Source organism: Streptomyces himalayensis subsp. himalayensis (assembly GCF_013778455.1).
Lineage (GTDB): Bacteria > Actinomycetota > Actinomycetes > Streptomycetales > Streptomycetaceae > Streptomyces > Streptomyces himalayensis.
On record NZ_JACEHE010000023.1, the window covers coordinates 80,950 to 106,951 of the forward strand.

At 70.9% G+C, this 26,002-nt stretch carries 20 protein-coding genes; 9 read left to right on the top strand and 11 right to left on the bottom strand.

The window, feature by feature from the left end; genetic code table 11:
• Window positions 1-7: 7 nt before the first annotated feature.
• From H1D24_RS30305 to H1D24_RS30320, 4 genes are all read right to left on the bottom strand, one after another.
• Complete coding sequence (locus tag H1D24_RS30305; protein ID WP_258564419.1) at window positions 8-922, bottom strand: glycosyltransferase family 2 protein; 915 nt, start codon at window positions 920-922, stop codon at window positions 8-10.
• 408 nt (window positions 923-1,330) lie between these two features.
• A complete protein-coding gene (locus tag H1D24_RS30310; protein WP_181660918.1) occupies window positions 1,331-2,425 on the bottom strand; it encodes a GNAT family N-acetyltransferase in 1,095 nt (364 codons plus the stop codon).
• A 1-nt stretch (window position 2,426) separates the two neighbouring features.
• Window positions 2,427-2,840 carry a hypothetical protein gene (locus tag H1D24_RS30315; RefSeq protein ID WP_181660919.1) on the bottom strand — a complete coding sequence of 138 codons (414 nt, stop codon included), beginning with the start codon at window positions 2,838-2,840 and terminating at the stop codon, window positions 2,427-2,429.
• 150 nt (window positions 2,841-2,990) lie between these two features.
• Window positions 2,991-4,202 carry a S8 family peptidase gene (locus H1D24_RS30320; protein WP_181660920.1) on the bottom strand — a complete coding sequence of 404 codons (1,212 nt, stop codon included), beginning with the start codon at window positions 4,200-4,202 and terminating at the stop codon, window positions 2,991-2,993.
• Window positions 4,203-4,506: 304 nt separating this feature from the next.
• On the opposite strand from H1D24_RS30320, the gene H1D24_RS30325 reads away from it, so the two are divergent.
• Window positions 4,507-5,316, top strand: a complete 810-nt coding sequence (locus H1D24_RS30325) for an SGNH/GDSL hydrolase family protein (protein ID WP_181660921.1) — start codon at window positions 4,507-4,509, stop codon at window positions 5,314-5,316.
• Here the strand turns inward: H1D24_RS30325 and H1D24_RS30330 are convergent.
• The 4 genes from H1D24_RS30330 to H1D24_RS30345 all read right to left on the bottom strand — a co-directional run bounded on the left by H1D24_RS30330 (window position 5,300) and on the right by H1D24_RS30345 (window position 12,088).
• Entirely contained in the window at window positions 5,300-6,952 is a 1,653-nt protein-coding gene (locus tag H1D24_RS30330; protein ID WP_374064448.1) for a serine/threonine-protein kinase, read from the bottom strand. The two genes, H1D24_RS30325 and H1D24_RS30330, sit on opposite strands and share 17 nt — an antisense overlap.
• A 134-nt stretch (window positions 6,953-7,086) precedes the next feature.
• Window positions 7,087-8,874, bottom strand: coding sequence for a nickel transporter (locus H1D24_RS30335; protein WP_374064449.1), 1,788 nt, complete (start codon window positions 8,872-8,874; stop codon window positions 7,087-7,089).
• A 196-nt stretch (window positions 8,875-9,070) separates the two neighbouring features.
• Window positions 9,071-10,441 (bottom strand): tetratricopeptide repeat protein, encoded by a 1,371-nt coding sequence (locus tag H1D24_RS30340; RefSeq protein WP_181660924.1) that lies wholly within the window; start codon window positions 10,439-10,441, stop codon window positions 9,071-9,073.
• A gap of 114 nt (window positions 10,442-10,555) precedes the next feature.
• On the bottom strand, window positions 10,556-12,088 hold the full coding sequence (locus H1D24_RS30345) for a DUF4331 domain-containing protein (RefSeq protein ID WP_181660925.1): 1,533 nt from the start codon (window positions 12,086-12,088) through the stop codon (window positions 10,556-10,558).
• Between the two features lie 263 nt (window positions 12,089-12,351).
• On the opposite strand from H1D24_RS30345, the gene H1D24_RS30350 reads away from it, so the two are divergent.
• The 4 genes from H1D24_RS30350 (at window position 12,352) to H1D24_RS30360 (ending at window position 16,093) form a co-directional block, all read left to right on the top strand.
• Complete coding sequence (locus H1D24_RS30350; protein ID WP_181660926.1) at window positions 12,352-12,894, top strand: sigma-70 family RNA polymerase sigma factor; 543 nt, start codon at window positions 12,352-12,354, stop codon at window positions 12,892-12,894.
• Window positions 12,891-13,637: an anti-sigma factor gene (locus H1D24_RS30355; protein ID WP_258564420.1), complete on the top strand. Its 747-nt coding sequence runs from the start codon at window positions 12,891-12,893 to the stop codon at window positions 13,635-13,637. The genes H1D24_RS30350 and H1D24_RS30355 overlap by 4 nt, the downstream gene beginning before the upstream one ends.
• 146 nt (window positions 13,638-13,783) lie before the next feature.
• The gene (locus H1D24_RS42775; RefSeq protein ID WP_246460294.1) at window positions 13,784-14,053 is read left to right on the top strand and encodes a hypothetical protein; all 270 of its coding nucleotides are present in this window, start codon (window positions 13,784-13,786) and stop codon (window positions 14,051-14,053) included.
• A 384-nt stretch (window positions 14,054-14,437) separates the two neighbouring features.
• The gene (locus H1D24_RS30360; RefSeq protein WP_181660928.1) at window positions 14,438-16,093 is read left to right on the top strand and encodes an amidohydrolase; all 1,656 of its coding nucleotides are present in this window, start codon (window positions 14,438-14,440) and stop codon (window positions 16,091-16,093) included.
• A 144-nt stretch (window positions 16,094-16,237) separates the two neighbouring features.
• Here the strand turns inward: H1D24_RS30360 and H1D24_RS30365 are convergent, their stop codons facing one another.
• From H1D24_RS30365 to hmgA, 3 genes are all read right to left on the bottom strand, one after another.
• Window positions 16,238-17,467, bottom strand: coding sequence for a type ISP restriction/modification enzyme (locus H1D24_RS30365; protein ID WP_181660929.1), 1,230 nt, complete (start codon window positions 17,465-17,467; stop codon window positions 16,238-16,240).
• A gap of 12 nt (window positions 17,468-17,479) precedes the next feature.
• Complete coding sequence (locus H1D24_RS30370) at window positions 17,480-18,229, bottom strand: GntR family transcriptional regulator (RefSeq protein WP_181660930.1); 750 nt, start codon at window positions 18,227-18,229, stop codon at window positions 17,480-17,482.
• 69 nt (window positions 18,230-18,298) lie between these two features.
• Window positions 18,299-19,663: a homogentisate 1,2-dioxygenase gene (hmgA, locus tag H1D24_RS30375; RefSeq protein WP_181660931.1), complete on the bottom strand. Its 1,365-nt coding sequence runs from the start codon at window positions 19,661-19,663 to the stop codon at window positions 18,299-18,301.
• A 292-nt stretch (window positions 19,664-19,955) separates the two neighbouring features.
• Here hmgA and H1D24_RS30380 point away from each other — a divergent pair, with 292 nt between their 5' ends.
• The 4 genes from H1D24_RS30380 to H1D24_RS30395 all read left to right on the top strand — a co-directional run bounded on the left by H1D24_RS30380 (window position 19,956) and on the right by H1D24_RS30395 (window position 25,996).
• Window positions 19,956-20,579 carry a TetR/AcrR family transcriptional regulator gene (locus H1D24_RS30380; RefSeq protein ID WP_181660932.1) on the top strand — a complete coding sequence of 208 codons (624 nt, stop codon included), beginning with the start codon at window positions 19,956-19,958 and terminating at the stop codon, window positions 20,577-20,579.
• A 128-nt stretch (window positions 20,580-20,707) separates the two neighbouring features.
• Entirely contained in the window at window positions 20,708-23,140 is a 2,433-nt protein-coding gene (locus H1D24_RS30385; protein WP_258564421.1) for a molybdopterin oxidoreductase family protein, read from the top strand.
• Window positions 23,141-23,263: 123 nt separating this feature from the next.
• Window positions 23,264-24,691: a CitMHS family transporter gene (locus H1D24_RS30390; RefSeq protein ID WP_181660933.1), complete on the top strand. Its 1,428-nt coding sequence runs from the start codon at window positions 23,264-23,266 to the stop codon at window positions 24,689-24,691.
• Window positions 24,692-24,694: 3 nt separating this feature from the next.
• On the top strand, window positions 24,695-25,996 hold the full coding sequence (locus H1D24_RS30395; RefSeq protein WP_181660934.1) for an MFS transporter: 1,302 nt from the start codon (window positions 24,695-24,697) through the stop codon (window positions 25,994-25,996).
• Window positions 25,997-26,002: the final 6 nt, after the last annotated feature.

Below are 26,002 nucleotides of genomic sequence, written 5' to 3' on the forward strand. Positions count from 1 at the left end.
TACGGGCTCAAGAGACCTCACCCCGGCCGGAGTTGAACCCGGAGTGCAGCCCGGAGCCGATCCCTGTGCTGAGCCTGGCCTTGAGCCGCAGCGTGTGCGCGCGGCGCCGCAGCGCACGCCGGTTGGAGCGCTCCTTGAGGATCACATTGAGCACGCGCAGCCCGTCGCGTACGGCACGCAGATTGCTCGCGCCGTGGATCCGGAGGTACTCGTGGCTGGGGATCTCCTGCACCTTGAGTCCGGCCTTGACCACCCGGATGTTCATCAGGGTCTCGACCTCGAAGCCGGTGCAGTCGAGGTCGATCTCGTCGAGGCAGTGCCGCCAGAACGCGTTGTAGCCGTAGCACAGATCCGTGTAGCGGGCGCCGAACTTGGCGTTCACCACGGCGCACAGCACGCGGTTGCCGAGCTTGCGGATCGGCGTCATGTCGTCCGTGCCGCCCCCGTTGGCGAACCGGGAGCCCTTGGCGAAGTCCGCGCCGGACACCAGCGCGGAGACGTACGACACGATCTCCTGGCCGTCGGCCGAGCCGTCCGCGTCGACCATCACGATGATGTCGCCCGTGCACGCCTCGAAGCCGGTGATCAGAGCGTCGCCCTTGCCCTTGCCGAGCTGCTTGACGACCTTGACGTCCGGCCACAGTTCACGCGCGACCTCGACCGTGTGGTCCGTGGAATTCCCGTCGACCAGAACCACTTCGTGGATCCACTCGGGAAGGGTCTTGAAAACGTGCGGGAGATTCTCCGCCTCGTTCATGGCGGGGATCACCACACTCACCGGCGGTGCGATCGCGAGATGCGACGACACCGGGCGGTACTGCCTCGGAATTCTCACCGTCGCTGTTTCGGCGGTGCTTCCGTTCGTGGACGGCTTGATCAGCGGATCTTCGCCCGGTATCGCCGGGCGCAGAAAAGCGCTCATGAGTCTGTTCCCTCTCGTCCGGTGGACCGCCCGCCCCTGGGCGGTCCGGCTCTGTGTCCGGTTCGAAAGGGGGGTTCTCACTTACGGCCATGCCGAAATCGATCTTCGTGCAGGCCGGGTGAGCTGGTAAAACTGGCCGACTGGCAAGGTCGGTCGCGCGGCCCGCGTCCCGGCAGACCACTGGTCACCGAACACGGCACCCCCCTACCGCGCCCCGCGCCGAAACCATCGCGGTCCTGAGCCCTCCCCTGGAGCCGCTATGAAGATGGACCGATGCGGGTGATGTACGACGGTATTGACGATTGAGACCCTATAGCAAGACCTCGAACCAGGTCTCACGTTTTTGTTGTTTTCGTCCCGCATTCGCGGGCACATCTGGAGCTCGTAATTCCGAATTCCCGTTATCGCTCAGTCCCTCGAGCGGATTTTCCCCATCCGTTTGAGAAGCCTGTCGGCCGGCTCGAAAAGTTCGGGCCGGGCGAGAACGGTGTTGCGCAGCGCCCGGACGGGGGCGCGCCGCGCCCGGTGTCCGATCGCCACCGGGTGACGGCGCGTCACCCAGCCCTCGGACACGGAGATCTCCCGTGTCTTGAGGGAGTCCTTGTATTCCTTCTGGCCCCGGCCGAGATCCAGGTAGGCGATGCCGTCGGCTGCGGCCGCCTCGGCCATCCGCAGATGCAGGACCAGCCCGGGGGAGTACTTGGAGAACGCCGGGTCGTACGCAGGGAACCAGCACGCCAGCACCCGCTCGGAGCGCAGCCCGAAGTGTGCCGCGACGGGCCGGCCGTCGGCGTAGAGCACCGACAGCACGCCGGCGAACGACTCGGACCGGGTGTGGAAGAGATGCTCGACAAGCCGGTTGATCCACTCCTGCGCAAAGCGGTCGCTGCGCCCGGTCCTGCGGTACTGCGCGGACTTCCAGGCCATCAGCGCCCGCAGGGCCGCCGGGTCGCGCTCGTCGTGCACGTACCGCACGCCTTCGTGCTCCCGGCCGAGCTTGCGCTCCTTGGCGAGCGTCGTCCGCGTGAACTTCGGAGACTGCTGCCGCAAACGGCTCAGATACGCCTCGTAGCCCTGGTCGATGTCCATGACGGGCGACGGGAAGGTGCCGGTGGCCGCTGCCTCGAACGGTGCCTGGCCTTCCACCAGGTGGTCGAACTCCCACACCGCCAGCCCGCAGGCCCGCAACAGCTCTTGTGCGTCCCAGGTGAAGCCGGGCCTGTGCACAAGACCCTGGCAGTCGGAGACACCGAGGCCCACGGCACGGCCGACGCCGGTGACGGACCTCTGGAACGGGAAGAACGCCACGGGCTCACCGTCCTCCCGGACGACCGCGACGCGCACGCCGCGCCGGCAGTGGCTCACCGCGGTCATGAACTCCGGGGCCAGAAAGGGATTGGCCAGCTCGGGTGATCCGTCGAGGTGGGCCTTGGACTGCAGGGCCGTCCACGCCGCCCGGTCGGCGGTGGTCAGTTCGCCGGGGCGGTACACGTTGATGTCCACGTCAGGAAGCCCGCCTTCTCGCTGTACGGCCGCGCAGCCGACGTACCAGAACCAGCAGGAACATGAGGAAGCTCAGTACGGCGACGGCGACGATCCCGCCCTCGACGGACCAGCTGTGCATGGCGAGCATCGCCTGGGCCACGAGCAGATTGACCGCGACGGCCCCTGCTGACGACGCCAGGACGCGGCCCGCCGGTTCCAGGCCGCGCAGAGCGGCTCCGATGGCGGCTGCGGGCGCCGCGAGAAGAAAGAAGAGCGTGAACGGGCCGCGCAGCGGAGCGTCCACATCGATGAGTGCGAGAACCGCGCCGACCCCTCCGACGGCGACGGCCGCACCCGCGGCCAGCGGCAGCAGATCTTTCCCCCGACTCTGCTGCGGCCCTGATGACGGTGGCTTGACACCGATGGTCTGCATTGGCGACGTTTCCCCCCGAAGCGCCGGATGCCGGGCTTCAATGTCGCGCAGTCCCCCCGGCCGCGTCAAGATGCGGAGGGAGTGTGCAGATGTTCCCCGGAGACATGGTGCGTCTCCGGGGAACTCACTGACAGCTGAGCGCAGTTGGGATTACGGGACGATCTTGAGCAGCCTGTTCGGCGAGCCGCTGCCCGGGCTGGTGACCACGCCGGTGGTGGCGCCGTTCACGAGGGCCGAGGCGACCGTCGCGGGCGTGGCGGAGGTGTGGCCCGCCAGGTAGACGGCGGCTGCACCCGCCACGTGCGGGGTTGCCATCGAGGTGCCCGAGATCGTGTTGGTCGCGGTGTCGTTGGTGCGCCAGGCCGCGGTGATGCTCGATCCCGGGGCGAACAGGTCCAGGATGCTGCCGTAGTTGGAGTAGCTCGCCTTCGCGTCGGTGCTGGTGGTGGCGCCGACGGTGATGGCCTCGGAGACGCGTGCGGGGGACCTGGTAGAGGCGTCGGTCGTCTCGTTGCCCGCCGCGACGGCGTAGGTGACGCCCGAGGCGATGGAGTTGCGTACGGCCGTGTCGATCGCGGTGTTGGCGCCGCCGCCCAGCGACATGTTGGCCACCGAGGGGCCGCTGTGGTTCTGGGTCACCCAGTCGATGCCCGCGACCACGCCGGCCGTGGTGCCGCTTCCGCTGTTGTTCAGCACGCGGACAGCGACGATCTTCGCCTTCTTGGCCACGCCGTACGTGGTGCCCGCGGCGGTGGAGGCGACGTGGGTGCCGTGGCCGTTGCCGTCCTGGGCGACGCTGTCGTTGCTCACGAAGTCGTAGCCGTTGACCGCACGGCCGCCGAAGTCGGAGTGGCTGATGCGTACACCCGTGTCGATGACGTAGATGGTCGCGCCGCTGCCCGCGGTGTCCGGGTACGTGTACGTCCCGGAGAGCGGGAGCGCTGTCTGGTCGATGCGGTCAAGGCCCCAGGGCGCGTTGGACTGGGTGGCGTCGACGGACACCTTGGTGTCCTGGATGACCTTGTCCACCGACGGGTCGGCAGCCAGTTGTCTCGCCTCCTGCGCGGAGAGCTGGACGGCATAGCCGTTGAGCGCTGCCTTGTAGGTCCGCTTCACCTCTCCGCCGTACTCCGATATGAGGCCCTTGCCCTGGGCCGAGGTGGCCTTGAAGCCCGCGCCCTTCTTGAGCGTGACGATGTAGCTGTCCTTCACGGCGTCGGCTGAGCCGGCACCGACCACGGTGCCCTCGGCAGGAGCGGCCTGGGCGGGGAGAGCGGTCACCGCGCCGATCAGGGTGGCGGCTGTGGCGACGGAGATCGCGGCGGCGATCCGGAACCTCTTGTTGCTGCGCTGCTGTGCCATTACGAGGGAGTCCTCCTCCAGGCGGTGCGTGCCCGGCGGGCGCGCAACTGTGGGGGTGGTGTGCGGGATCGCACACGCGCCGGGGAACTGGGCGTTCCGTTCCCTGGCGATCAGCAAGGGTGACGGCTCTACGGGCGTAGATCAAGAGTCTTGAGGGAATGACATATCCCTGACATCAACGTGAAACTGAGCGAGCGTCAGCGACTCGGGGGTTCTGTGCCGAAAGTTCTTGTCATGGACACTACCCGCCAATTGTGCGGAGTGCTATGACGGTTGAGGCAGAGATCCTGCTAAGGGAGGTTTCATGAGACAGTCCCGAACCGCGGCATATGTTTCCTCGTTCCTCCTCGCCGTCGTCTGCACCCTCACGGGAGCGGCGACGGCGCAGGCGTCCCAACAGGCAGCGGCCACCGGCTATGTGGCCCTCGGCGACTCCTACTCCTCCGGTGTCGGGGCCGGTAGCTACGACAGTTCCAGCGGCTCCTGCAAGCGCAGCACGCGCGCGTACCCCGTCCTCTGGGCAGCCGCCCATTCACCCTCGACGTTCGCCTTCACCGCCTGCTCCGGAGCTCGTACGAGTGATGTCGTGGCGAACCAGCTCGGCCCGCTCGGCTCCGGAACGGGCCTCGTCAGCATCACCATCGGCGGCAACGACGCCGGTTTCGCGGACGTCATGACGACCTGTGTGCTCCAGTCCGAGAGCGCCTGCCTCGCGGCCATCGCCCGAGCGGAGGCGTACATGGACTCGACGCTGCCCGGCAACCTCGACAACGTCTACTCGGCTGTCCGCGGCAGGGCCCCGGCCGCTCATGTCGTGGTGCTCGGCTATCCGCGCTTCTACAAGCTCAACGGCTCCTGCGTGGCGGGCCTCTCCGAGACGGAGCGGGCCGCCATCAACAACGCGGCGGACCATCTCAACAGCGTGATCGGAAAGCGGGCCGCCGATCATGGCTTCACCTTCGGCGACGTCAACACGACGTTTACGGGCCACGAGATCTGCTCCGGCAGTTCGTGGCTGCACAGCGTCAACTGGGTCAACATCGGCGAGTCGTACCACCCGACCGCGACCGGGCAGTCCAGCGGTTACCTGCCGGTGTTCACCGCCGCGGCCTGATCCCGGCATCGGCCGTGTAGGAGGCCCCGCCCGTCGGGGCCTCCGTCTCGCAGGTCACCGAGAACGCCACGGAGTCGGACTCCGTCTCCACCGGACTGCGGACCTCCACACTGATCTCGTTGTGGTACGTCCCGTCTGCCTCATACGTCAGCTCGACGTGGTTCACGTGTTTCGTCCTCTCGCCGCCGGAGGGGAACGACAGCGTCTTCCAGCCCGGGTCGGACGACTCGCCGGTCTTGGTGACCCAGCGGTAGTCGACCTCCGCCGGGACCCGGCCCACCGTGAACGTCGCCGTGAACGCGGGCGCTTCCGCCCCCGGCGGCGGGCAGGTGCCGGTGTAGCTGTCGCGTACCGCGGTGACGGTGACCTTCACGGACTGGGCGGGCGTGGTCGTCGTACCGCCGTGGCCGCCGTTCGTGGTTCCGCCGTCGTTCGACCCGCCGGTGGCGGACCCTCCGTTGGCCGACCCGCCGCTCGAACTCCCGGAGCCGCTGCCGCCCGTGGTGCTGCCGCCGTCCGTGCCGCTGTTACCGCCGTTGCCACTGCCGCCGTCCGTTCCTCCCGTGGTGCCTCCGGCCGTGGTGGTGCCGTTCCCGGAGTTGCCGCCCGGATCGTCCCGGTTGACCAGTGCGTAGGTGAGGCCTGCCAGGGCCAGGGCGAGGGCGGCCATGCCCGCGACCAGCACCACGACGGTGCGGCGTGGATGTGCCGGCGCCGTCGTGGTCGTCGAAGCGGGGCTCGCGGGGGACGAGGCGTACGAGGGTGATCCGGTGGGAGCCGGGACGGGGCGCGGGGGCGTCGGCGCCGGACTGGGCTGCCGGAGGGCCGTGGCCGTCGGGAGGGAAGACAGCGCGGACGACTGCGTCGTGCCCGCGCGCGGGGTGCCGCCCGCGGCCACGGTCCGCAGATCGCGCTCCGCGTCGACGGCTGAGGTCCGTTTCGCCGGATCCTTGCGCAGCAGCCCCTCGATGACGGGTGCCAGCGGCCCGGCGCGGCGCGGCGGCGGCAACTCCTCGTCCACGACGGCCCGCAGTGTGCTCAGCGGGGTGTCCTGCCGGAACGGCGAGGCGCCCTCCACCGCCGCGTACAGCAGCACGCCCAGCGACCACAGGTCGGACTCCGGCCCGGGCCGCCGCCCCAAGGCCCGCTCCGGGGCCAGGAACTCGGGCGACCCGATGACCTCCCCGGTCATCGTGAGCGCCGAACTGCCCTCCACCATCGCGATGCCGAAGTCGGTCAGCACGATGCGCCCGTCGTTCGCGATCAGTACGTTGCCGGGCTTGACGTCGCGGTGCAGCACCCCCGCCTCGTGGGCGGCGCGCAGGGCGGCCAGCACCTCGGCGCCCACCCGGGCGGCGCGCTGCGGGGACATGGGGCCCTCCGCCTCCAGGACGTCGGAGAGGGAGAGTCCGCGTATCAGCTCCATCACGATCCAGGGGCGGCCCTCGTCGGTCGCCACGTCGTAGACCGTCACGACGTTGCGGTGCGGGATACGGGCGGCCGCCCACGCCTCGCGTTCCAGCCGGGTGTAGAGCCGGTCCACGTCGCCCGCCGGGAGCCCCGCGGGGGCGCGTACCTCCTTGACCGCGACCTCGCGGCCCAGGACCTCGTCGAGGGCCCGCCACACCGTACCCATGCCGCCCTCGCCCAGTGGTGCGAGAAGGCGGTAGCGGCCCGCGATCCGCCGGGGTCCGCCCACCCCGTCGATGCCCGGCTGTGCACTCACGGGCGACCCCCATTCGCAGTGGTGCGATTCTTCACAAAAGTAGCTCAACCGAGCGCTGTTGCCGCCCCTTTCAGCACCAATCCGCAGCCGACGGCGACCACGAGGCATGCCGAGCCGAGCGGGACGAGGCGCCGTGCGGCCGCTGACAGTCGGCCGGTGAGCCGGTAGCCGCCCCGTCCGCCGAGTCCGCCGCCGAGCCGTCCCCGGCCCCGGTCGGGACGGTCGACGAGCGCCTGCACCACCCGGCCGCCGACCCGTACCACGGCGAACCCAGCGGCCGTGAGAGTCAGGGCAAGCCCGGCGCCGTACGCCAGCACGAGCAGAAACCCGAACCACGCCTGCCCCAGCGCGGCCGCCCCGACGAGCACGACGACCGCGGACGGACTGGGCACGAGCCCACCGGCGAAGCCGAGGAAGAAGGTGCCGCGGAGGGTGGGAGGCCCGGGGTCCGTTTCCGCGCCCGCCCCCGCCGCCCCTGCCTTGGCGTCGGTGTCCGGCCGCCTGCTCCTGTGCGGGTGTTCGCGAGCGTTGGAGGGGGTTTCCTTGTGTTCGTGAGAGGGGGGTTGCGGGCTTGGGACCGGGGCCGTGCTGCCGTGGGTTTTTGCCCCGGCGGTGGCGTGGGCGTGGCTGTCGGGGTCCATTCCGGGGCGCTCGTCCGCTTGTGGGGGCCTGTCCGGGTGCGCATGCTCATGGGGCTTCCCGTGCTCGCGCGGGTGCCCGTGACTGTGCGAGTGGCCATGCAGGTGGGAGTGGCCATATGCGTGAGCGTGTCCGTGGGAGTGGTCATGCGCGTGTGAGTGCCCCCGCTGCCGCCAAGCCCTTCGCAGGAGCCCCGCCCCGGCCACCGTGACGAGTGCTCCGCTCGCCACGCCCAGCCATGAGATCACCGACGGGGCGGCGGCCGAGCCGGTGGCGATGAGGAGGCCCAGCACGACCACGCCGAGCGTATGGGTGACCGTCACGGAGGCGGCGAGCGGGAGGACGTCGCGGAGGGTGGCGCGGCTCCGGGCGGCCGCCGTTGCGGCCATCAGGGTCTTGCCGTGGCCCGGGGCGAGGGCGTGCATGGCGCCGAGTACGACGGCTGTACCGAGGGCCAGCGCCGCGAAGGCGGGCGTGAGGTCGTGCCGGGCGACCAGGCCGGTGAGGGCCTGCGTCCAGCGGTCCGCACCCCGCGGGAGTACGGAGGCGGCGGGCGGGGCTGCCCGCTCCTCGGAGAGGGCCGGGCCGCCGGGAACGGCGCGGAGGGACGCGGATGTCCGGTCCGGGGGCGAGGACAGCAGGCGCTGCGGGTAGTCGGCCAGCCGCCGGGACACCGACTCCTCCGGCACGTCGGACCGGGCGAGAGTCCTGCGGTCGCCGCGCGCCGTGATCTCCCGCCAGCCCGGGCCGGCGTCACCCGCTGCCCGGAAGACGACGGTCACGGCCCGCCCTTCCGGCAGGGGAGCGGTGAGCCGGCACTCCAGGCGGAGCGTGGGCAGCCCGGCCTGGCCGGGCCGCACGCGCGCGTGGCTTGCGCCGACCGTGAGCCCTACGGCATGCCCGCCGATCTCGACCCGGCTTCCGTGGGCGGCCGCCCGGCACCGCTCACGGGCCCAACCGGCTATCCCCAGCTCCTTGATTCGCGGCTGGGTCTGCGTGGCCGGTATCTCCGCGAGATCCTCGACGTGATCGACTCGCAGTGCTCCAGGGGCCGCGACCAGGCCGTCGTACCGGTTGACGGTGAAGTTCCCGAGTGGATGCGCGCTTGCTGCCGTCGCGGGCAGCAGTACGAGGGTGGCGACCGCCACGAGCAGGGCCGCGCAGGCGGCGAGTGGGTTACGAAGGATCACGATTCCCCCCGTGGGACGGGTACGGCTGTTGCGGGCAGCGCCCGCTGGGTGCGTGGACCGGTGCGTGGTCTGGTGCGGCCCGGTGGGCGGTCTGTGCCCACCCGCCCCCATTGCCTTAAGGGCATGGGAGACACCCCCCATCGCCCTGCGGAACGCCTGCCCACAGACCGGGCGGCGGCTGTCGGCTTCAGTGTTGCGTTCACCGCGCACCCCCGAGCCCCGCCAGCGTCTCCCGCGCCACCCGCGAACCCACCGGCGAGAAGCCCGGGTTGAGCCGTAGGGCGGCCTCAAGTGAGCGGCGGGCCGCGGGCATGTCGCCCGTGGCGTGTTCGATCAGGCCGCGGTGGTACAGGAACGTCGCGTCGCGGAAGCCGGTGGCCGCCGCCCTGCGGGCGTACGGGAGGGCCTCCTCGTCGCGGCCGTTGACGTGCAGGGCCCAGGCGAGGGCGTCGGCCGTGTGGACCGTGTGGCGGCGCGACCACTCGGCGCGGGCCGCACGCAGCGCCGCCTTCCGGTCGCCGTGATCCGCGGCCGCCAGGGCGGTGTCCAGGTCCGCGTTGACGCCGTTCGCGCGGGCGAGGCCGGTCCAGGCGTCGATCAGGGCGTACTGCTCACGGGCCTTGCCCTTCTCGCCCTCGGCCTCGTACAGCTCGCCCAGCTCCACGAGCGGGCCGGGCAGCGGATACCGGGCCACGACCTTCTCCAGGCCCCGGACCGCCTCCGCCGTCTCGCCGCGCGCCGCCTGCGCCCGCGCGCGGCCCTCCAGGGCCGGGACGTAGGCCGGGTCGGCGCCCAGCGCCCGCGCGAAGTGCTTCAGCGCGGTCCGGTACTCGCCCTGCTGCCAGGCGAGCCGCCCCAGGGCCGTCGCCACGTACGCCACGTCACCGGGCGCGGTCGCCGAGGCGAGCGCCCGCTCCCACACACGCCCCGCGGCCGTTACGTCGCCGCGCAGCTCCTGCACGTACGCGTACCGCGTGAAGACCGGGATGCCCGGCCGCCGCGCGTCCGCCTCCTCGGCCGCGCGCAGGGCCTGGCCGTACCGGCCGAGTTCGACGAGGGCGTCGATACGCGATGACAGCGCGCGCTCGTTGTACGGGTTCTCGGCGAGTGCCCGCTCGGCGTGCCGCAGCGCGCCGAGGAAGTCGTGCCGGGCGGCGGCCAGCGCGGCGTGGCCCGCGAGCGCCGGGTCGTTACCGGGGCGCAGGGCCAGTGAGCGGTCCAGGGCCTGCTCCGCCTGCGGATAGCGGGACGGGTCGCCCTGGGTCCGCGCCTGCTCCACGTACGCGACGCCGAGCGTGGCCCAGGACGTGAAGTCCTTGTGCTGGGCGCGCAGATGGGACTGCAGGGCTGAGATCTGCGCCGTCAGGTCACCGCTCGCGAGCAGCTGCGGTGCCGTCGCGGGCACGGACGCCGTCGTTGCCGGATCCTCGGACCCGGTGCCCAGGACGACGGCGCCCGCGGTGAGCGCGACGGCCAGTGCGGCGGCACAGGCGGCCAGGCGTCCCACTCGTCGCCGGGCCGCACCGCCTCCTTCGGTTTCCCCTTCGTGGGGCGTACTGCGCGGGGGCATGCCCCCTCCTTCGTCCGCATGCGTTCAGTCGGTCGTCAGCCGGTGGGTGGAGTGGCACGGCCCGCGGGGCGTGGGGGACGGAAGCGCGGGCCGCGCCGGCACATGGGGGTGGCGTCAGTAGCCGCGGCTCCGCTGCCGCCTGCGCCACCACAGCAGACCCGTACCGATCAGCAGGAAGCCCGCCCCGGCCGAGGCCGCCGAGGCCACGAGCAGCGTGTCGTCGGACAGGCCGGACGTGCCCGCGGGGCCGACGCCCAGCTGGGTGCGCACATCGCCGTTCTCGCCGCCGGCCGGCTTGGCCGTCTTGCCCCGCGAGCCCGCTGTCGGGTTGGCGACATACGGGAACGACGAGCCGAACTTCTTGTCGTTCGCGTCGACCGCGTCGCCCAAATCGTTCTTCTGCCCGACGAGTTCGCCCTCGACGACCTGCAGCGATATGTCGATGACGTCGTCGGAGAGCCGACGGCCGTTGGGGAAGCCCGCGTTGTCGCCGTCGAGCACCCCCAGCCGTTTGGGCTCGGCGGTGGGCTGGATCGAGGTGTTGAGCCTCAGCGCCTCCGCCGGGCGGACGTTCGGGGGCTGGTTGAGGCCCTGCACGCCCTTCAGGAAGACGTCGACCAGGTCGTTCCGAGGCTCGGCCGGAGCCTTGATCTTGTAGATGGCCTCGATGAGCTTCGGCAGCTCGGGCTTGGTCACGAAGGGCAGGAACTGCCCGTCGTTCCACGGCGATGACGCGTTGAACCGGTCCTTGGCCTTCTGCGGAACGACGACCTCGTTGACCAGCGGCATGCCGAGCCGCGACACCTGCGTCCAGTGCCCCTGGGCGTTCTTGCGCTGCGTCGTGGACCAGATGCCGACGACGGGCTGCTCGTCCGACTGCCGGATCCACTTGCTGGGCAGCTGCAGGGCCACGGTGTTGACGTTGAAGCCCTTCAGCGTGTCCCGGCCGACCTCCGACAGATCACCGCCGTACAGCAGGTCGAAGACCCGCAGATCCAGGAAGAAGGGGTCGTCGGCCTGGCCCGCGAACGTCTTGGCGCCGCCGGTGAGTTCCCGTACGGCCTGGTCGCGCAGGGTCTGGTAGTCGGGCATCGACGCCTTGCCCACGTTGGACGGCGCGACCGGCACGTCGTCGGCGAGCTTCGTCTTGGAGACGAGCTTCTGGTGGCGCAGCTGCAGCACATCGATGTCGTACGTCTGTGTGACGTTGAGATCCGGGTCGTCCAGGCTCTCGACGGGGCCGGTGTTGTACAGGAAGGTGTTGCCGTTCTTCACATGGGTCCTGAACGTCCACCGGTACAGCAGATCGCCCTGCGCGTCCCCGTCGCTGTCGATGTGGACGTCGTACCGGGCGTCCTCCGCGAACTGGTAGAAGTTCGGCCCGCCCGCCGGCTCCTCGAAGGGGATCCAGTTGGCCACGATCGTCGTCGTGTCGGGGTGGTCGGGGCTCACGAACGCGTACAGGTCCGTGTTGTCGTACTGCGGCTGCCCCGAGATCAGCGGGGCCTCCCGGTGGCTGGAGGCGCGGGCCGCCTCCGGTTCGAGCGCGGTCACGCCGGCGGCTGCGAGCCCCCCGGCGGCCAGCGCACCGCAGACGAGGGCCGCGAGACTCCTGCGCCCCGCGCCGCTGCTGGTGATAGCTGTCATGCCGTCCGTCCTCACGTCCCGGGCGGTGTCCCCGTTGGGGTCCCTCCTGGCGAGGGCCCCGCCGGCACGCGCCGTGTCCGTTGCCTGATGCACGCCATTCGGAGCGGTCGGCACGGCGGATTGGTCGAACTTTCGCCCGCGTTTTCGGGCCGTCCGTCCGTACTCCCATCCGGATGCCGTCGCGCTCCGAATGACAGGCGGGACTTCCGACGTACCGCCTGGGTACCGGGCAGGCCCTGGTGGGCGGCCGGAGAGGGGGATGAGTGGAGCCGGAGGAGTTGCTGGTGCTGGTGGCCCATGGCGATCAACAGGCCTTCGAGGAGCTGTACGGCGTGGTGTCGGGACCGGTCTACGGGCTCGTACGGCGGGTGGTGCGCGATCCCGCCCAGTCCGAGGAGGTCGCCCAGGAGGTGCTGCTGGAACTCTGGCGCTCCGCCGCCCGGTTCGACCCCGAGCGCGGCAGCGCCCTCGCCTGGGTACTCACTCTCGCCCACCGCAAGGCCGTCGACCGGGTGCGCAGCGCCCGCGCCGCGAGCGAGCGGGACCAGCGCATCGGCCGACGCGCCGACGGGCCCGCCTTCGACCAGGTCGCGGAGGCGGTGGAGGCCGGTCTCGAACGCGACTGGGTACGCCGCTGCCTCGACGGACTCACCCAACTGCAGCGCCAGTCCGTCACCCTGGCCTACTACGAGGGCTACACCTACCGTGAGGTGGCCCAGCGGCTCTCCGTACCGCTCGGCACCGTCAAGACGCGGATGCGGGACGGACTGACGCGGCTGCGCGAATGCCTGGGAGGGGCGGTATGAGGCGCGACCTCCACTCGCTCGCGGCCCCCTACGCACTCAACGCGCTGGACGCCCGGGAACGGCGCCGCTTCGAGCGGCATCTCAGGCGCTGCGAGCGCTGCGCCGGAGAGGTGCGCGCCCTGGCCGAGGACGCGGTCCGCCTCGCCTGGTCGGCAGCGGCCCCGGCACCGCCCGCCCTCCGGGAGAGAGTGCTGACCGCCGTACGCACGACACCCCAGGAGACGCCGCGGCAGGAGGCGGCATGGCAGCGGACACGCGCGCGTGGAACGGAGCGCCCTCCACGCGCGCGTGCGCTGTTCGTCCCCTTCGCGACCGCCACCGCCGCCGCGGCCCTCGTCGTGGCCGCCCTGTTCGGCGTTCAGCTCGACCGCACACAGGACCGCCTCGACCGGGAGCGGGCCGCCGCGAGTGAGATCGCACACGTCCTGGCGGCGCCCGACGCGCGGTCCACCGGGCAGCAGGACGTCCGGGGCCGCGGCATCAACGTGGTCGCCTCCGCGTCCCAGGACCGCGCGGTGGTGACCGTCACGGGCCTCGGCACTCCGCCGGACGACCGGGTCCACCAGCTGTGGGCCATGGACAAAACCGGTTCGCCGCGCTCCCTGGGCCTCCTCGACGGCGACACGCCGAAGGTCGTCGGGGGCTTGAACACATCGGCGACTTCACTTGCCGTCACAACGGAACCTGCGGGCGGTTCACACCAGCCCACCAGCGCCCCTCTTGTCCAACTCGCCCTGAAATAAGTTGGATTCGTAGAGTGACTCCCAACCCCCTTACGGGGGAAGTGAATCCAATGACCGGGATACACGGGTGTCCTGACGGGGCGATAGGGTTAACCTGCCCGGGCCGGGTGCCCGCCGTATGGGTGGGTTGACGCGTGGGGAGTGTCATGGAACAGATAACAGTGCGCAGCAGGGCGCGTGTCCCTGCGATCACGTGCGGGAGCAGCGCCACCAGTGCGCGCCTCGACCGACATCTCTCGGTCTTGGGCGGTCCCGCCGTCCCGCAGCGCGAGGCGGCTGAGGCGACGTCGCTGATGCGCGAGATAACCACACGGGATGTCGCGCACGACCGCAGCAGCAGGGGGGCACGCGTCAGGCGCCTCTCCCTCTTCGCGCCGCTGCGACGCCTGCGCCGTTCACTGTTCGGCAGCCACTGACAGAACGCCGTCAACGGCTTCCAGCGGCAGATACGTTCCGCGCGCAGGCGGATACACCGCTCCGGCGCCCCGCTGCGATCTCGCGTCCGTCTTCCCCACGGCATGCGGCAGCGCCCCCGGTGTGTTCGCCCGCGCGGCCACGGCTTGCGCACGGCACCCTCCCCAGTGCCGCGATCATCCGGAAGGTGTCCCCGACCTTTCCCGCGCGTAACACTTTTGTCATGCAGCGCTGTTGACGCAGCAATGTGGTGAGGCCAGTGTGGCTGATCGTTTGGCCATTACATATAACTTCACCCCGGAGGCGCCCGCGTGTGTGACCTGCACGATCACCATGAGCACGAGTCCCAGCCCGCCGATGGTCCCTCTCTGAGCCGGCGCCGCATCATGCAGATGCTCGGAGCGGCCGGAGTGACCACGGCCGTGATGGCCGCGGAGGCCGACCCGGCGATGGCCGCCGCGGCGGACGCCGGCAGCCCGGCCGAGTACCAGGCACCGGAGGGCCTCGCCGAGGACAGCCCGGCCAAGTCCGCGGCGCTCGACTGGATCAAGGCCAACAGCGACGGCATCACCGGCCTGAACGCCGAGATCTGGGAGCACGCCGAGCTCAGCCTCCGCGAGTGGAAGTCCTCGATCGCCGAGGCCGAGTTCCTGCAAAAGGCCGGATTCGAGGTCGAGTTCGGAACGGCGGGCTTCCCTACCGCGTTCACCGCCACGTACGCCTACGGCAAGGGCGGTCCGGTTCTGGGGTTCAGCGGCGAGTACGACGCGCTGCCCGGCCTCTCGCAGAACAAGGGCGTCGGACACCACGATCCGCGCGAGTACATCCACGACCCCTTCGCGCCGAGCTACGGGCCCGGACACGGCTGCGGCCACAGCGCGCTGGGCACGGCAGCGGCCGCTGCAGCGGCAGCGGTCGCGCAGGCGGCGGCGAAGCACAAGCTGCCGGTGACGGTGAAGTTCTTCGGCTCCACCGCCGAGGAGGCGCTGATCGGCAAGACGTACGCGGTCAGCAAGGGCGTCTACGAGGGTCTCGACGCCTTCCTCGACTGGCACCCCTCGACGGCCAACGCGACCGGCTGGGGCACAAGTACCGCGATGACCGCCGTGACCTTCACCTTCCTCGGCGTGGCCGGCCACGGTGGCACCCCGCTCGGCAACAAGAGCGCGCTGGACGCGGCCGTGATGATGGCGACCCTGTCCGAGTTCCTCCGCGAGGAGAACCTCGCCCCCTCGGGCCGTCTCCACTGGGTGATCAACAACGGCGGAGACATACCGAACGTCACCCCCGAGATAGCCGAGATCTCGTACTACGTACGCGAAGGCAGCCCGGCCCGCGTCCAGGTGCTTCTCGACAAGGTGATCGCCGTCTCCGAGGCGGCCGCCAAGGCCAGCCAGACGAAGGTGCAGCACCGCATCACGTCCGCCTGCTGGAACCAGCTGCCGTCCAAGTCCTTCGCGGAACTGCTGCACGAGAACATGCGGCAGATCGGACCGCCCGAGTTCAGCGACGAGGCACAGCGGCTGGCCAAGGAGCTGCAGGAGTCGCTCGGCCTGCCGGTGAAGGGCATGCACGACACGGTCGCCGATCTGACCGCGCCCAACCCGGTCTTCATGGGCGGTGGTTCGACCGACGTCGCCGACATCAGCTGGAACGTGCCCACCGTGTCGATGGGCGCGGCCCTCGCCCCGATCGGCACCAAGATGCACACGTGGTCCACCGCCGCGTGCGCGGCCGCCGCTCCCGGCCAGGCCGCCGTGATCGCCGCCGCCAAGTATCTGGCCGCGACCGCCGTCGATCTCATCACCCAGCCGGAGCGGCTGAAGGCGATCAAGGACGAGTTCGCGGAGCGTACGAAGGGCGTCGAGTGGAAGACGGCCCTGCCCGACGGCTATGAGCCGCCCATGTACGAGCCGCCGGCGTGGTTCCTGCGCAAGACCGGCCAGTCGTGGCCCCCGGAGAACATCACCTGGCCGCCCAAGAGGGTTGTGTCCCAGGAGAAGTTCGCCTCGCTGGGCCCGGAGCTCGCGGCTCAGAAGTAGCCGTACGCACGTCGCTCACCGCCCGCCGTTCGCGCAGCGGCGGTCGGCGAGCGGTGCGAACACCGCGATCGGCATTCGATCCGCGGTCTGACGTATCCGGGTGCGCGGTGTGGCCGACAAGGTGCCCGGTGCCGGTTGCTGAGATCAGAGCAGCGCGAACTGGCCCTCCGGGCCTTCCTCGAGATGGTCCAGTACGGAGGCGGGTTGCCGGGCCGTCGGGGGCACGGGAAGGACCCCCGATCGGTGCAGTTCGGTCGCCGTGATCGGTGAAGCCAGGGTTTCGGACAACTCGGCCTGCTGCGGCTTGAGTTCGGCGAGGAGCGCGAGGACCGTGATGAGTTCGAGGAGCTCCGACGTCCACCCCTGGGGCCAGGCGCCGGGCCGGATCGCCTCCAGCGTGCCCGGCTCCGGCTGTCCGGTCCTGCGGCTGAACCAGAGTTCCAGTACGCGGGCGCCGCTGACGTGGAAGTCCCAGGCCTCGGCCGGTACGGGTGCGATGCGGCCATCGCCGACGAGCAGGGTCTCCTCGTCGCGGTCGTAGAGGAGCTCGGCGGGCCGGGCGGGGAGAGGGGCGCGGACGTAGGGGCGGCGGCCGCCGGGGAGTTTGGGCCGTTCGCCGGTGCCGTGCGTGACGCGGCCGTCCCTGATGTCGCCGTGGAGCATCAGCCACAGCATGCGGTGCCCGAGCCTGGTCCCGTGCGCCCAGACGTCGGCGTCGGCGGTCAGCGGGACCCGGCACCCGGAGGCGTCGGGTTGCGCGACGGCGAGTGTCCAGGCCAGGACGTCTGCCGGTTCCGGACGTTCACCGAGGCGGTGGGCGAGATGGTCGAGCAGGCCAGGTGCGAGGTTCGGTTCGAGGCCACCGGGGCGGCGGTACAGCGGGCGGATGCGGCCGGGGCGGCCGGCGGGGGAGCGGCCGTCGGGCAGCAGGGCCGTGGCCAGCAGGGCGGGACCGGACGCGTCCGGGACATAGCCCAGTTCGACGGCGAAGAACTGGTGCTCGTCGGCGACCCGCCACAGCTCCGGGCGGGCCGTGTCGATCAGCCGGTGGTCCGGTATGAGCCACTGCTCGTCGAACGGCCCGTGCAGGACGCGTACCGGCTCGGGGCAGGGGCCCGACTCGCGGGCCAGCCGCCCGGTGCCGCCCGGGTGTCCGGGGAGCTGGGCCACGGCGGTGCCCAGGGTGCGGGACCGTGTCGGCTGCAGCAGCACCTCGCGCGCGGGCTCTTCCGCCCGTATGAAGGCATCCCAACGGGCCTTCAGGGAAGGGGCGTCCGGCGCCATCGGCCAGGCGCGGCCCAGCCGCAGGGGTGCGACGGACCACGGCATGAGGTCCGCGAGCAGCGGAGCGTCGTCGTGCGTCACGCTCGGCATCGTACGTCGTGGTCAGTCGGCGTCGAGGGTGACCGTGAAGGAGAAGCGGTCGCCCCGGTAGTGGATGCGGGCCACGTCCAGGGCGCGGCCCTCCTCGTCGTAGCTGATGCCCGTGTAGTGCAGGATCGGGCTGAGCAGCGGCACCTGGAGCAGGCGGGCGGTCTCCGGGTCCGCGAGCCGCGCCTCGACGGTGTCGGTGATCCGGCTGATCCGGGCGCCCACCACGTCGCGCAGGACCCTCGTCATGGGCCAGCGCTCCAGATCGGCGGGGTAGATGCGTTCGGCGATGTCGGGCCGTACGTAGTTGCGCGCGTGGTTGGTGGGCTCGCCGGTCCCTTCGTCGCTGCGCAGCCGGTGGTACATCATCACGTCCGTACCGTCCGGGAAGTGTTCGGCGAGGTCCGGTGGCACCGGTGAGGTGCCGTGGTCGAGGAGACGGGTGCTCATGCCCGACTGCTGGGCGACGATCGCGTCGACGGAGCCCAGCAGTCGTACGGGCGCGGCGCGCTGGGCGGCCGGCTCGATGAAGGTGCCGCGCCGCCGGTGCCGGCTGATCAGGCCCTCGTCCTCGAGTTCCTTGAGCGCCTGACGCATGGTCAGCACGCTCACCCCGTAGTGACCGGCGAGCTGCTCCTCGGTGGGGAGCCGTAGCGGGGCGTCCTCAGGTCGGCCCAGTATCGATGCCCGTAGCGACTGCGACACCTGGTACCACAACGGCAGTTTGCGGTTCAGGACGATCGAGTCCGGGGCAAAAGCGGTCACGATATCTCCGGCATCGGTTACTGAGGGGCTCGGCAAGGGTTCTATCCAGCTCTACCCTCCGCCGGCGAGTCAAAGGGTGCGCGGGCCGCCCTCCGTGAAATGGCGCTCAAGACCCTGCCACACGTCGTCGTAACGGCTCTGCAAGTGCTCGGCCTCCGCCGCCTGCGCGGTGAGCGTCACCGGCCAGCGCGTCTCGAACATGAACGCAAGACCATCGTCGAGCTTCTGCGGCTTCAGTTCGGCCGCGCTCGCCCGGTCGAAGGTCTCACGGTCCGGACCGTGCGCCGACATCATGTTGTGCAGCGAGCCGCCGCCCGGCACGAAGCCCCCCGGGCCGGAGGTCTTGGCGTCGTACGCGCCCTCGATCAGGCCCATGTACTCGCTCATCACGTTGCGGTGGAAGTACGGCGGGCGGAAGGTGTCCTCGCCCACCAGCCAGCGCGGCGCGAAGACCACGAAGTCGACGCCCGCGAGGCCCGGCGTGTCCGACGGCGACGTGAGCACCGTGAAGATCGACGGGTCCGGGTGGTCATAGCTGACGGTGCCGAGGACATTGAAGGAGCGCAGGTCGTAGACGTACGGCACATGGTTGCCGTGCCAGGCGACGACATCCAGCGGCGAGTGGTCGTACGTCGCCTCCCAGAGGTTCCCGCAGAACTTGTTCACCACCTCCACGGGGCCCTCGACGTCCTCGTACGCGGCGACCGGCGCCCTGAAGTCACGCGGGTTCGCGAGGCCGTTGGCGCCGATCGGGCCCAGGTCGGGGAGGCGGAAGGGGGCTCCGTAGTTCTCGCAGACATAGCCGCGGGCGGGCGGGGTCTGTCCGTCCGCCGCTTCGGTGTCGAGCAGCTCCACCCGGAAGCGCACCCCGCGCGGGATCAGCGCCACCTCGCCCGGCTCGGCGTGCAGCAGGCCGAACTCGGTGTGCAGCAGCAGCCCGCCGCGCTCCGGGACGATGAGCAGCTCGCCGTCGGCGTCGCTGAACACCCGGCGCATGGAGGAGTCGGCGTGGTACAGATGCACGGCCATGCCCGTGCGCTGGGTCGCGTCGCCGTTGCCGCCGAGCGTCCACAGGCCCGCGAGGAAGTCCGTCCCGGCGGGGGGCTCCGGCAGCGGGTCCCAGCGCAGCCGGTTGGGGTCGGGCACCGTCTCGGTGAACGGTGCCGTGCGGACCGTGCCGTTGCCGATGCGGACGAAGGCGGGGTGCGCGGCCGACGGGCGGATCCGGTACAGCCATGAGCGGCGGTTGTGGGCACGCGGTTCGGTGAACGCGCTGCCGCTCAGCTGCTCCGCGTACAGCCCGAGCGGTGCGCGCTGGGGTGTGTTGCGGCCGAGCGGCAGGGCGCCCGGCACGGCCTCCGAGCTGTGCTCGTTGCCGAAGCCCGAGAGATAGGCCAGGCCCTCGGCTGTCTTCCTGGCGTCGTCCCCGCTCATCTTGGCTCCCTCGGCTCCTCGCCGGCGCGGTCGGTGCTCGGTGCTGGGCTCGGTGCTGTCCGTGTATGCAGTCAGCATCCCTGTATGCAGTCAGGATCCCTTGATTTCTATGCTTGACCATAGGATTAGGGGGGCCCCTGTGCAAGAGCCGCAAGAGCCGTCGGTGTGGCGCGGGAAGGTGTCGTCGCGCGGATCGTCAAGCGGATCGTGTTCGTCGCGCGGATCGCCAAGCGGATCGTCAAGGGGGCGTGCTTCGTCGTAGGGGCGCGAAAACCAGTACGCGAAAGGCATCATGAAGCCCGTGCCTCTTCCCGCCTCGTTGCGCCGTGCACCCGTTCAGCGGCGTAGTGCCGAGCGGCTGACCCGCATCCTCGACGCCTGCGCCGAGCTCCTGGACGAGGTCGGCTACGACGACCTGAGCACGCGCGCGGTGGCGGACCGCGCGGGCGTGCCGATCGGCTCCGTCTACCGCTTCTTCTCCAACAAGCGAGCCATGGCCGACGCGCTGGCCCAGCGCAATCTGGAGAACTACGCGGAGCGGATCACCGAGCGGCTGGCCGCGATCCCCGCCGGCGACTGGCGCCCGGCCATGGACGCCGTGCTCGACGAGTACCTCGCCATGAAGCGGACCGCCCCGGGCTTCTCGCTCGTCGACTTCGGCAATCAGATCCCGGTCGGCACGCGGGGAGCCGAACCCAACCACCGTGTCGCCGACCGCCTCACCGACCTGCTCGCCGCCCATCTGGGCCGTGACCCCGACGAGGCCCTGCGCCGCACCTTCCTGGTGGCCGTCGAGTCGGCCGACGCCCTGGTCCAGCTCGCCTTCCGGCTGGGTCCGCCGGGTCACGGTGACGAGCGGATCATCGAGGAGACGCGGGAGCTGCTGCGGGGCTATCTGGCGCGGACTCTCGACTGAGGGTTCGCTTCCGTGCATACCGGTCGGTATGCTCACCCTCACTCGTATCCGCGGCGGCTGCACCCGCAGGCCGCCGCTCGTGCGCCACCGTTCCCGCGTGCCACCGTCGCCGCCCCGGGGAGGACCCCATGTCCCGTACCGCCCTGCGTATCTGCCCGCTCTGCGAAGCCACCTGCGGTCTCGTCCTCACCATCGACAACACCCCCGACGGCGAGCGGGTGACCAGCGCCCGAGGTGACCGGAACGACGTCTTCAGCCGGGGGTTCATCTGCCCCAAGGGCGCCTCCTTCGGGGCGGTGGACAGCGACCCGGACCGGCTCCGGACGCCGCTCGTACGCAAGGACGGCAGGCTTCAGGAGGCGAGCTGGGACGAGGCGTTCGACGCCGTCGCCGCCGGGCTGCGGCCGCTCGTCGAGACCTACGGGCCGAACAGCGTGGGCGTCGTCCTCGGCAACCCCAATGTGCACACCATGGCCGGGGCCCTCTACCCGCCGGTGCTGATCGGCGCGATCAGGACCCGCAATATCTTCACGGCCAGCACCGTCGACCAGATGCCCAAGCACGTCTCCAGCGGACTGCTCTACGGCGACGCGCTCGCGATACCCGTGCCCGATCTGGACCGCACCGACCATCTGCTCCTCATCGGCGCCAACCCGCTCGAGTCCAACGGCAGTCTGTGCACCGCACCCGACTTCCCGGGCAAGCTCAAGGCGCTGCGTGCGCGGGGCGGCACACTCACGGTGATCGATCCGCGGCGTACGCGCACGGCGAAGCTCGCGGACCGGCACGTCGCCATCCGGCCCGGCACGGACGCCCTGCTGCTGGCGGCCATGGTGCACGTCCTCTTCGAGGAGCGGCTGACCGATCTCGGCGCGCTGACGGGCCATGTGGAAGGGGTCGCGGAGGTCGGCGAGGCAGTACGGGAGTTCACCCCGGAAGCCGTCGCGGAGGCCTGCGACGTGCCGGCTGCCGACATCCGTGCCATGGCACGCGAGCTGGCCGCCGCCCCGACCGCCGCCGTCTACGGCCGCATCGGCAGCTGCACCGTCCCCTTCGGAACCCTCGGCAGCTGGCTGGTCGACGTCCTGAACATCCTCACCGGGAACCTGGACCGGCCCGGCGGCGCCCTCTTCCCGCTTGCCGCCACCGATCGGGCGCCGCGGCCCGCCGGTCCCGGCAGGGGGTTCGCGCTCGGCCGCTGGCGCAGCCGGGTGAGCGGGCACCCCGAGGCCAAGGGGGAACTGCCCCTGGCGGCACTCGCGGAGGAGATCGACACGCCCGGCGGCTCTGGCTCTGGCTCCGGCGCCGCGGACGCCGGCCCGATCCGCGCCGTCATCGCCATCGCCGCCAACCCCGTCCTCTCCGCGCCCGACGGCGACCGGCTCGACAAGGCTCTGGAGTCCCTCGACTTCATGGTCAGCATCGACCCGTATCTGAACGAGACCTCCCGGCACGCGGACGTCGTACTGCCCCCGCCCCCGCCCGCGCAGAGCCCGCACCACGACTTCGCCTTCAACGCCTTCGCCGTGCACAACCAGGTCCGCTACACCCGGGCTGCCATTCCCCTCGAAGCGGGGAGGATGGCCGAGACCGAGATCCATGCGCGGCTGGTGCTCGCGGCCTCGGGCATGCATGGCGCGGAACCGGACGCCGTCGACGCCATGGTCATCGACCGGACGCTCGGCAAGGCCGTCACCGAACCGCACTCGCCGGTGCACGGCCGCGATCCGAAGGAACTCGCCGCACAGCTCACCGGCGAGAGCGGTCCCGAGCGGCGGCTGGACATGATGCTGCGCCTCGGCCCGTACGGCGACGGGTTCGGCGCCGACCCCGACGGCCTCACCCTCGACCGGCTGCTAGTGCCCCAACAGGCAACGTTCGCCCCGTCGCGACGCCCGGCACGCACTCTCGCCGCACCGGCCGAAAGCCCAAGTACGTCCAGTACGAGGACTTCCGGCCGGCACGCCGAGAGCACGCACCGGACGCCGCTCCTTGACGGGCAAACGTTGCCTGCCGGGGCACTAGCCCACCCGCACGGCATCGATCTCGGCCCGCTCCAGCCGCGGATCCCCGGGCCCCTCAAGACCCGCAGCGGCCGTATCGAGCTGCTGCCCGCGCCGATCGCCGAGGACCTGCCGCGGCTGAAGAAGAGCCTCGCCGAGCGCCCCGCGGAACTGGTCCTCGTCGGCCGCCGCCATCTGCGCTCCAACAACAGCTGGATGCACAACATCCCGGCCCTCACGGGCGGCACCAATCGATGCACCCTGCACGTCCACCCCGACGACGCGGCGCGGCTCGGCCTCACCGACGGTGCGTACGCGCTCCTCAAGGGCGCCGGGGGAGAGGTGAGCGCTCCCGTGGAGATCACCGACACGGTACGTCCCGGAGTCGTCAGCCTCCCGCACGGCTGGGGCCACGACCGTCCCGGCACCCGGCTGCGGGCCGCCGCAACCGACCCCGGCGTCAACGTGAACCAGCTGCTCGACGGCACCCTCCTGGACCCGCTGTCAGGCAACGCCGTGCTCAACGGGATCCCCGTTGGCATAACACCAACGCCGTGACCTGGAGTTTTGCGCTTATTGCTCGCGTGTCAACATCTTGTTAAGCCCAACTTTGGCGACCTAACGTCGTGCCACCCCCGGCCCCCGAGGGGTGTTCAAGGGCGAACGTTAGGTATCCCACTCATGCTGACCATCCTCGGCTTCGCCATGATCGCGACCTTCCTGGTCCTGATCATGATGAAGAAGATGTCGCCGATAGCGGCGCTGGTTCTGATCCCCGCACTGTTCTGTGTGTTCGTCGGAAAGGGAGCGAAGCTCGGCGACTACGTCATCGAAGGGGTGGGCAACCTCGCGCCCACCGCCGCGATGCTGATGTTCGCCATCGTCTACTTCGGCGTGATGATCGACGTCGGCCTGTTCGACCCGATCGTCCGGGGCATCCTCCGCTTCTGCAAGGCGGACCCCCTGCGCATCGTCGTCGGTACGGCCGTGCTCGCGGCGATCGTCTCGCTCGACGGTGACGGCTCGACCACCTTCATGATCACCGTCTCGGCGATGTACCCGCTGTACAAGCGCCTCAAGATGAGCCTGGTCGTGATGACCGGTGTCGCCGCCACCGCCAACGGCGTCATGAACACCCTGCCGTGGGGCGGCCCGACCGCCCGCGCCGCCACCGCCCTCAAGCTCGACGCGGGCGACATCTTCGTCCCGATGATCCCGGCGCTCGCGGTCGGCCTGCTCTTCGTGATCGTCCTCTCGTACTTCCTCGGTCTGCGCGAGCGCAGGCGGCTCGGCGTCCTCACGCTCGACGACGTGCTCGTCGAGGAGAAGGAGCAGGAGTCCGAGACGGTGCTCGTCGGTGCCGGCGTCGGCGGCTCGGGCGACGAGAAGGTGCGTACTGCCAAGGTCACCGGCGGCTCCGGCTCGGGCACCGACGCGGACGCGACCGCGGACGCCGAGGACGACGGCTTCAAGGGCCTCGACCCGAACCGGCCCACGCTGCGCCCGAAGCTGTACTGGTTCAACGCCGCGCTGACCGTTGTGCTGCTCACCGCCATGATCATGGAGTGGCTGCCGATCCCGGTGCTGTTCATTCTCGGTGCCGCGCTCGCCCTCACGGTCAACTTCCCGCACATGAAGGACCAGAAGGCCCGGATCGCCGCCCACGCCGACAACGTCCTCAACGTCTCCGGCATGGTCTTCGCCGCCGCCGTCTTCACCGGCGTCCTGCAGGGCACCGGCATGGTCGACCACATGGCCAAGTGGCTCGTCGACGTCATCCCGGACGCCATGGGCCCGCACATGGGTCTCGTCACCGGCCTCCTCAGCCTGCCGCTCACCTACTTCATGTCCAACGACGGCTTCTACTTCGGCGTCCTGCCCGTCCTCGCCGAGGCCGGCGCCGCCCACGGCGTCAGCCCGCTGGAGATCGCCCGCGCCTCGCTCGTCGGCCAGCCGCTGCACATGTCGAGCCCGCTGGTCCCCGCCGTCTACGTCCTCGTCGGCATGGCCAGGGTCGAATTCGGCGACCACACCCGCTTCGTGGTGAAGTGGGCCGCGCTCACATCCCTGGTGGTGCTCGGCGCCGGAATCCTGTTCGGCATCATCTGATCCATGACCGACACCGCCATACCCGGGCCCGGTGGGAACCGCGGCTGGCTGCTCCGCCTCGTCATCGCCTTCGCCTTCGCGCAGGGGGCCGTGTCGATGGCACGGCCCGCCGTCTCCTACCGGGCCCTCGCTCTGGGCGCGGACGAACGGGCGATCGGTGTGATCGCCGGTGTGTACGCGCTCCTTCCGCTGTTCGCCGCCGTACCGCTGGGACGCAGGACCGACCACGGCCGGTGCGCGCCGCTCCTGTCCGTCGGTGTCGTCCTGATCTCCGGCGGATGCGCGCTCAGCGGTACGGCGGACTCGCTGCTCGCCATGGCGGCATGGAGCGGCGTGATGGGGCTCGGCCATCTCTGCTTCGTCATCGGCGCCCAGTCGATCGTCGCGAGGCAGTCCGCGCCCGCCGAACAAGACCGCAATTTCGGCCACTTCACCATCGGCGCCTCGCTCGGCCAGCTGGTCGGGCCCATCGCCGCGGGGTACGTGGTGTCCGGCGGGGACGGTGCGGGCTCCGGGCACAGCGGCGCCCTCTCCGGGCAGGCGGGTGCGATGGCGCACACCAGCGCGCTCGCGCTGATCGTCGCGGCCGTGGTGGCCGCGGTGTCGTTCACCTCGCTGTGGCGCATCGAGCGGGGTACGCCGCGGGATTCACGTAAGGCGGAGGGCCCGCGCGTTCCCGTGCACCGCATCCTGCGTACCCGGGGTGTGCCAGCCGGCATCTTCATCAGCCTCGCCGTGCTGTCGGCGACCGACATCCTCACCGCGTATCTGCCCGTCGTCGGCGAACACCGGGGCATCGCGCCGTCCGTGGTCGGTCTGCTGCTCAGCCTGCGTGCCGCGGCGACGATCGCGTGCCGCCTGGTGCTGCCCCCGATGCTGCGGCTGCTCGGCCGGGCCATGCTGCTCACCGTGACGTGCCTGATCGGGGGCCTGGTGTGCGCGGGGATCGCGTTCCCCGTCCCGGTCTGGGCCCTCGCCGTGATGCTCGCCGTGCTCGGCTTCTGCCTCGGTGTCGGGCAGCCACTGTCCATGACGACGGTCGTCCAGGCCGCCCCCGAGGACGCCCGCTCCACCGCCCTCGCCCTGCGGCTCACCGGCAACCGGCTCGGCCAGGTCGCCGCACCCGCGGGAGCCGGACTGGTCGCGGGGGTCGCGGGGACGGCGGCACCGTTCGTGATGCTGGGTGTGCTGCTGGTGGTGGCCTCCGGGCTGGGGCTCCGGCGAGGGGCGCCGGTCGCCGCGGAGGACGCCCCGGCGGCGCGTCGTGACGAGCGGGCCAAGGGGGCGGCGAGCCGCACGAAGTAAGCGGGG

What these genes read in the sequence shown, in the direction of transcription:
- H1D24_RS30305 (WP_258564419.1), bottom strand. Translation starts at nt 922, where the DNA reads ATGAGCGCTTTTCTGCGCCCGGCGATACCGGGCGAAGATCCGCTGATC.
- H1D24_RS30315 (WP_181660919.1), bottom strand. Translation starts at nt 2,840, where the DNA reads ATGCAGACCATCGGTGTCAAGCCACCGTCATCAGGGCCGCAGCAGAGT.
- H1D24_RS30320 (WP_181660920.1), bottom strand. Translation starts at nt 4,202, where the DNA reads ATGGCACAGCAGCGCAGCAACAAGAGGTTCCGGATCGCCGCCGCGATC.
- H1D24_RS30325 (WP_181660921.1), top strand. Translation starts at nt 4,507, where the DNA reads ATGAGACAGTCCCGAACCGCGGCATATGTTTCCTCGTTCCTCCTCGCC.
- H1D24_RS30330 (WP_374064448.1), bottom strand. Translation starts at nt 6,952, where the DNA reads ATGGGTACGGTGTGGCGGGCCCTCGACGAGGTCCTGGGCCGCGAGGTC.
- H1D24_RS30340 (WP_181660924.1), bottom strand. Translation starts at nt 10,441, where the DNA reads ATGCCCCCGCGCAGTACGCCCCACGAAGGGGAAACCGAAGGAGGCGGT.
- H1D24_RS30345 (WP_181660925.1), bottom strand. Translation starts at nt 12,088, where the DNA reads ATGACAGCTATCACCAGCAGCGGCGCGGGGCGCAGGAGTCTCGCGGCC.
- H1D24_RS30355 (WP_258564420.1), top strand. Translation starts at nt 12,891, where the DNA reads ATGAGGCGCGACCTCCACTCGCTCGCGGCCCCCTACGCACTCAACGCG.
- H1D24_RS42775 (WP_246460294.1), top strand. Translation starts at nt 13,784, where the DNA reads ATGGAACAGATAACAGTGCGCAGCAGGGCGCGTGTCCCTGCGATCACG.
- H1D24_RS30360 (WP_181660928.1), top strand. Translation starts at nt 14,438, where the DNA reads ATGCAGATGCTCGGAGCGGCCGGAGTGACCACGGCCGTGATGGCCGCG.
- H1D24_RS30365 (WP_181660929.1), bottom strand. Translation starts at nt 17,467, where the DNA reads ATGCCGAGCGTGACGCACGACGACGCTCCGCTGCTCGCGGACCTCATG.
- hmgA (WP_181660931.1), bottom strand. Translation starts at nt 19,663, where the DNA reads ATGAGCGGGGACGACGCCAGGAAGACAGCCGAGGGCCTGGCCTATCTC.
- H1D24_RS30380 (WP_181660932.1), top strand. Translation starts at nt 19,956, where the DNA reads ATGAAGCCCGTGCCTCTTCCCGCCTCGTTGCGCCGTGCACCCGTTCAG.
- H1D24_RS30385 (WP_258564421.1), top strand. Translation starts at nt 20,708, where the DNA reads ATGTCCCGTACCGCCCTGCGTATCTGCCCGCTCTGCGAAGCCACCTGC.
- H1D24_RS30390 (WP_181660933.1), top strand. Translation starts at nt 23,264, where the DNA reads ATGCTGACCATCCTCGGCTTCGCCATGATCGCGACCTTCCTGGTCCTG.
- H1D24_RS30395 (WP_181660934.1), top strand. Translation starts at nt 24,695, where the DNA reads ATGACCGACACCGCCATACCCGGGCCCGGTGGGAACCGCGGCTGGCTG.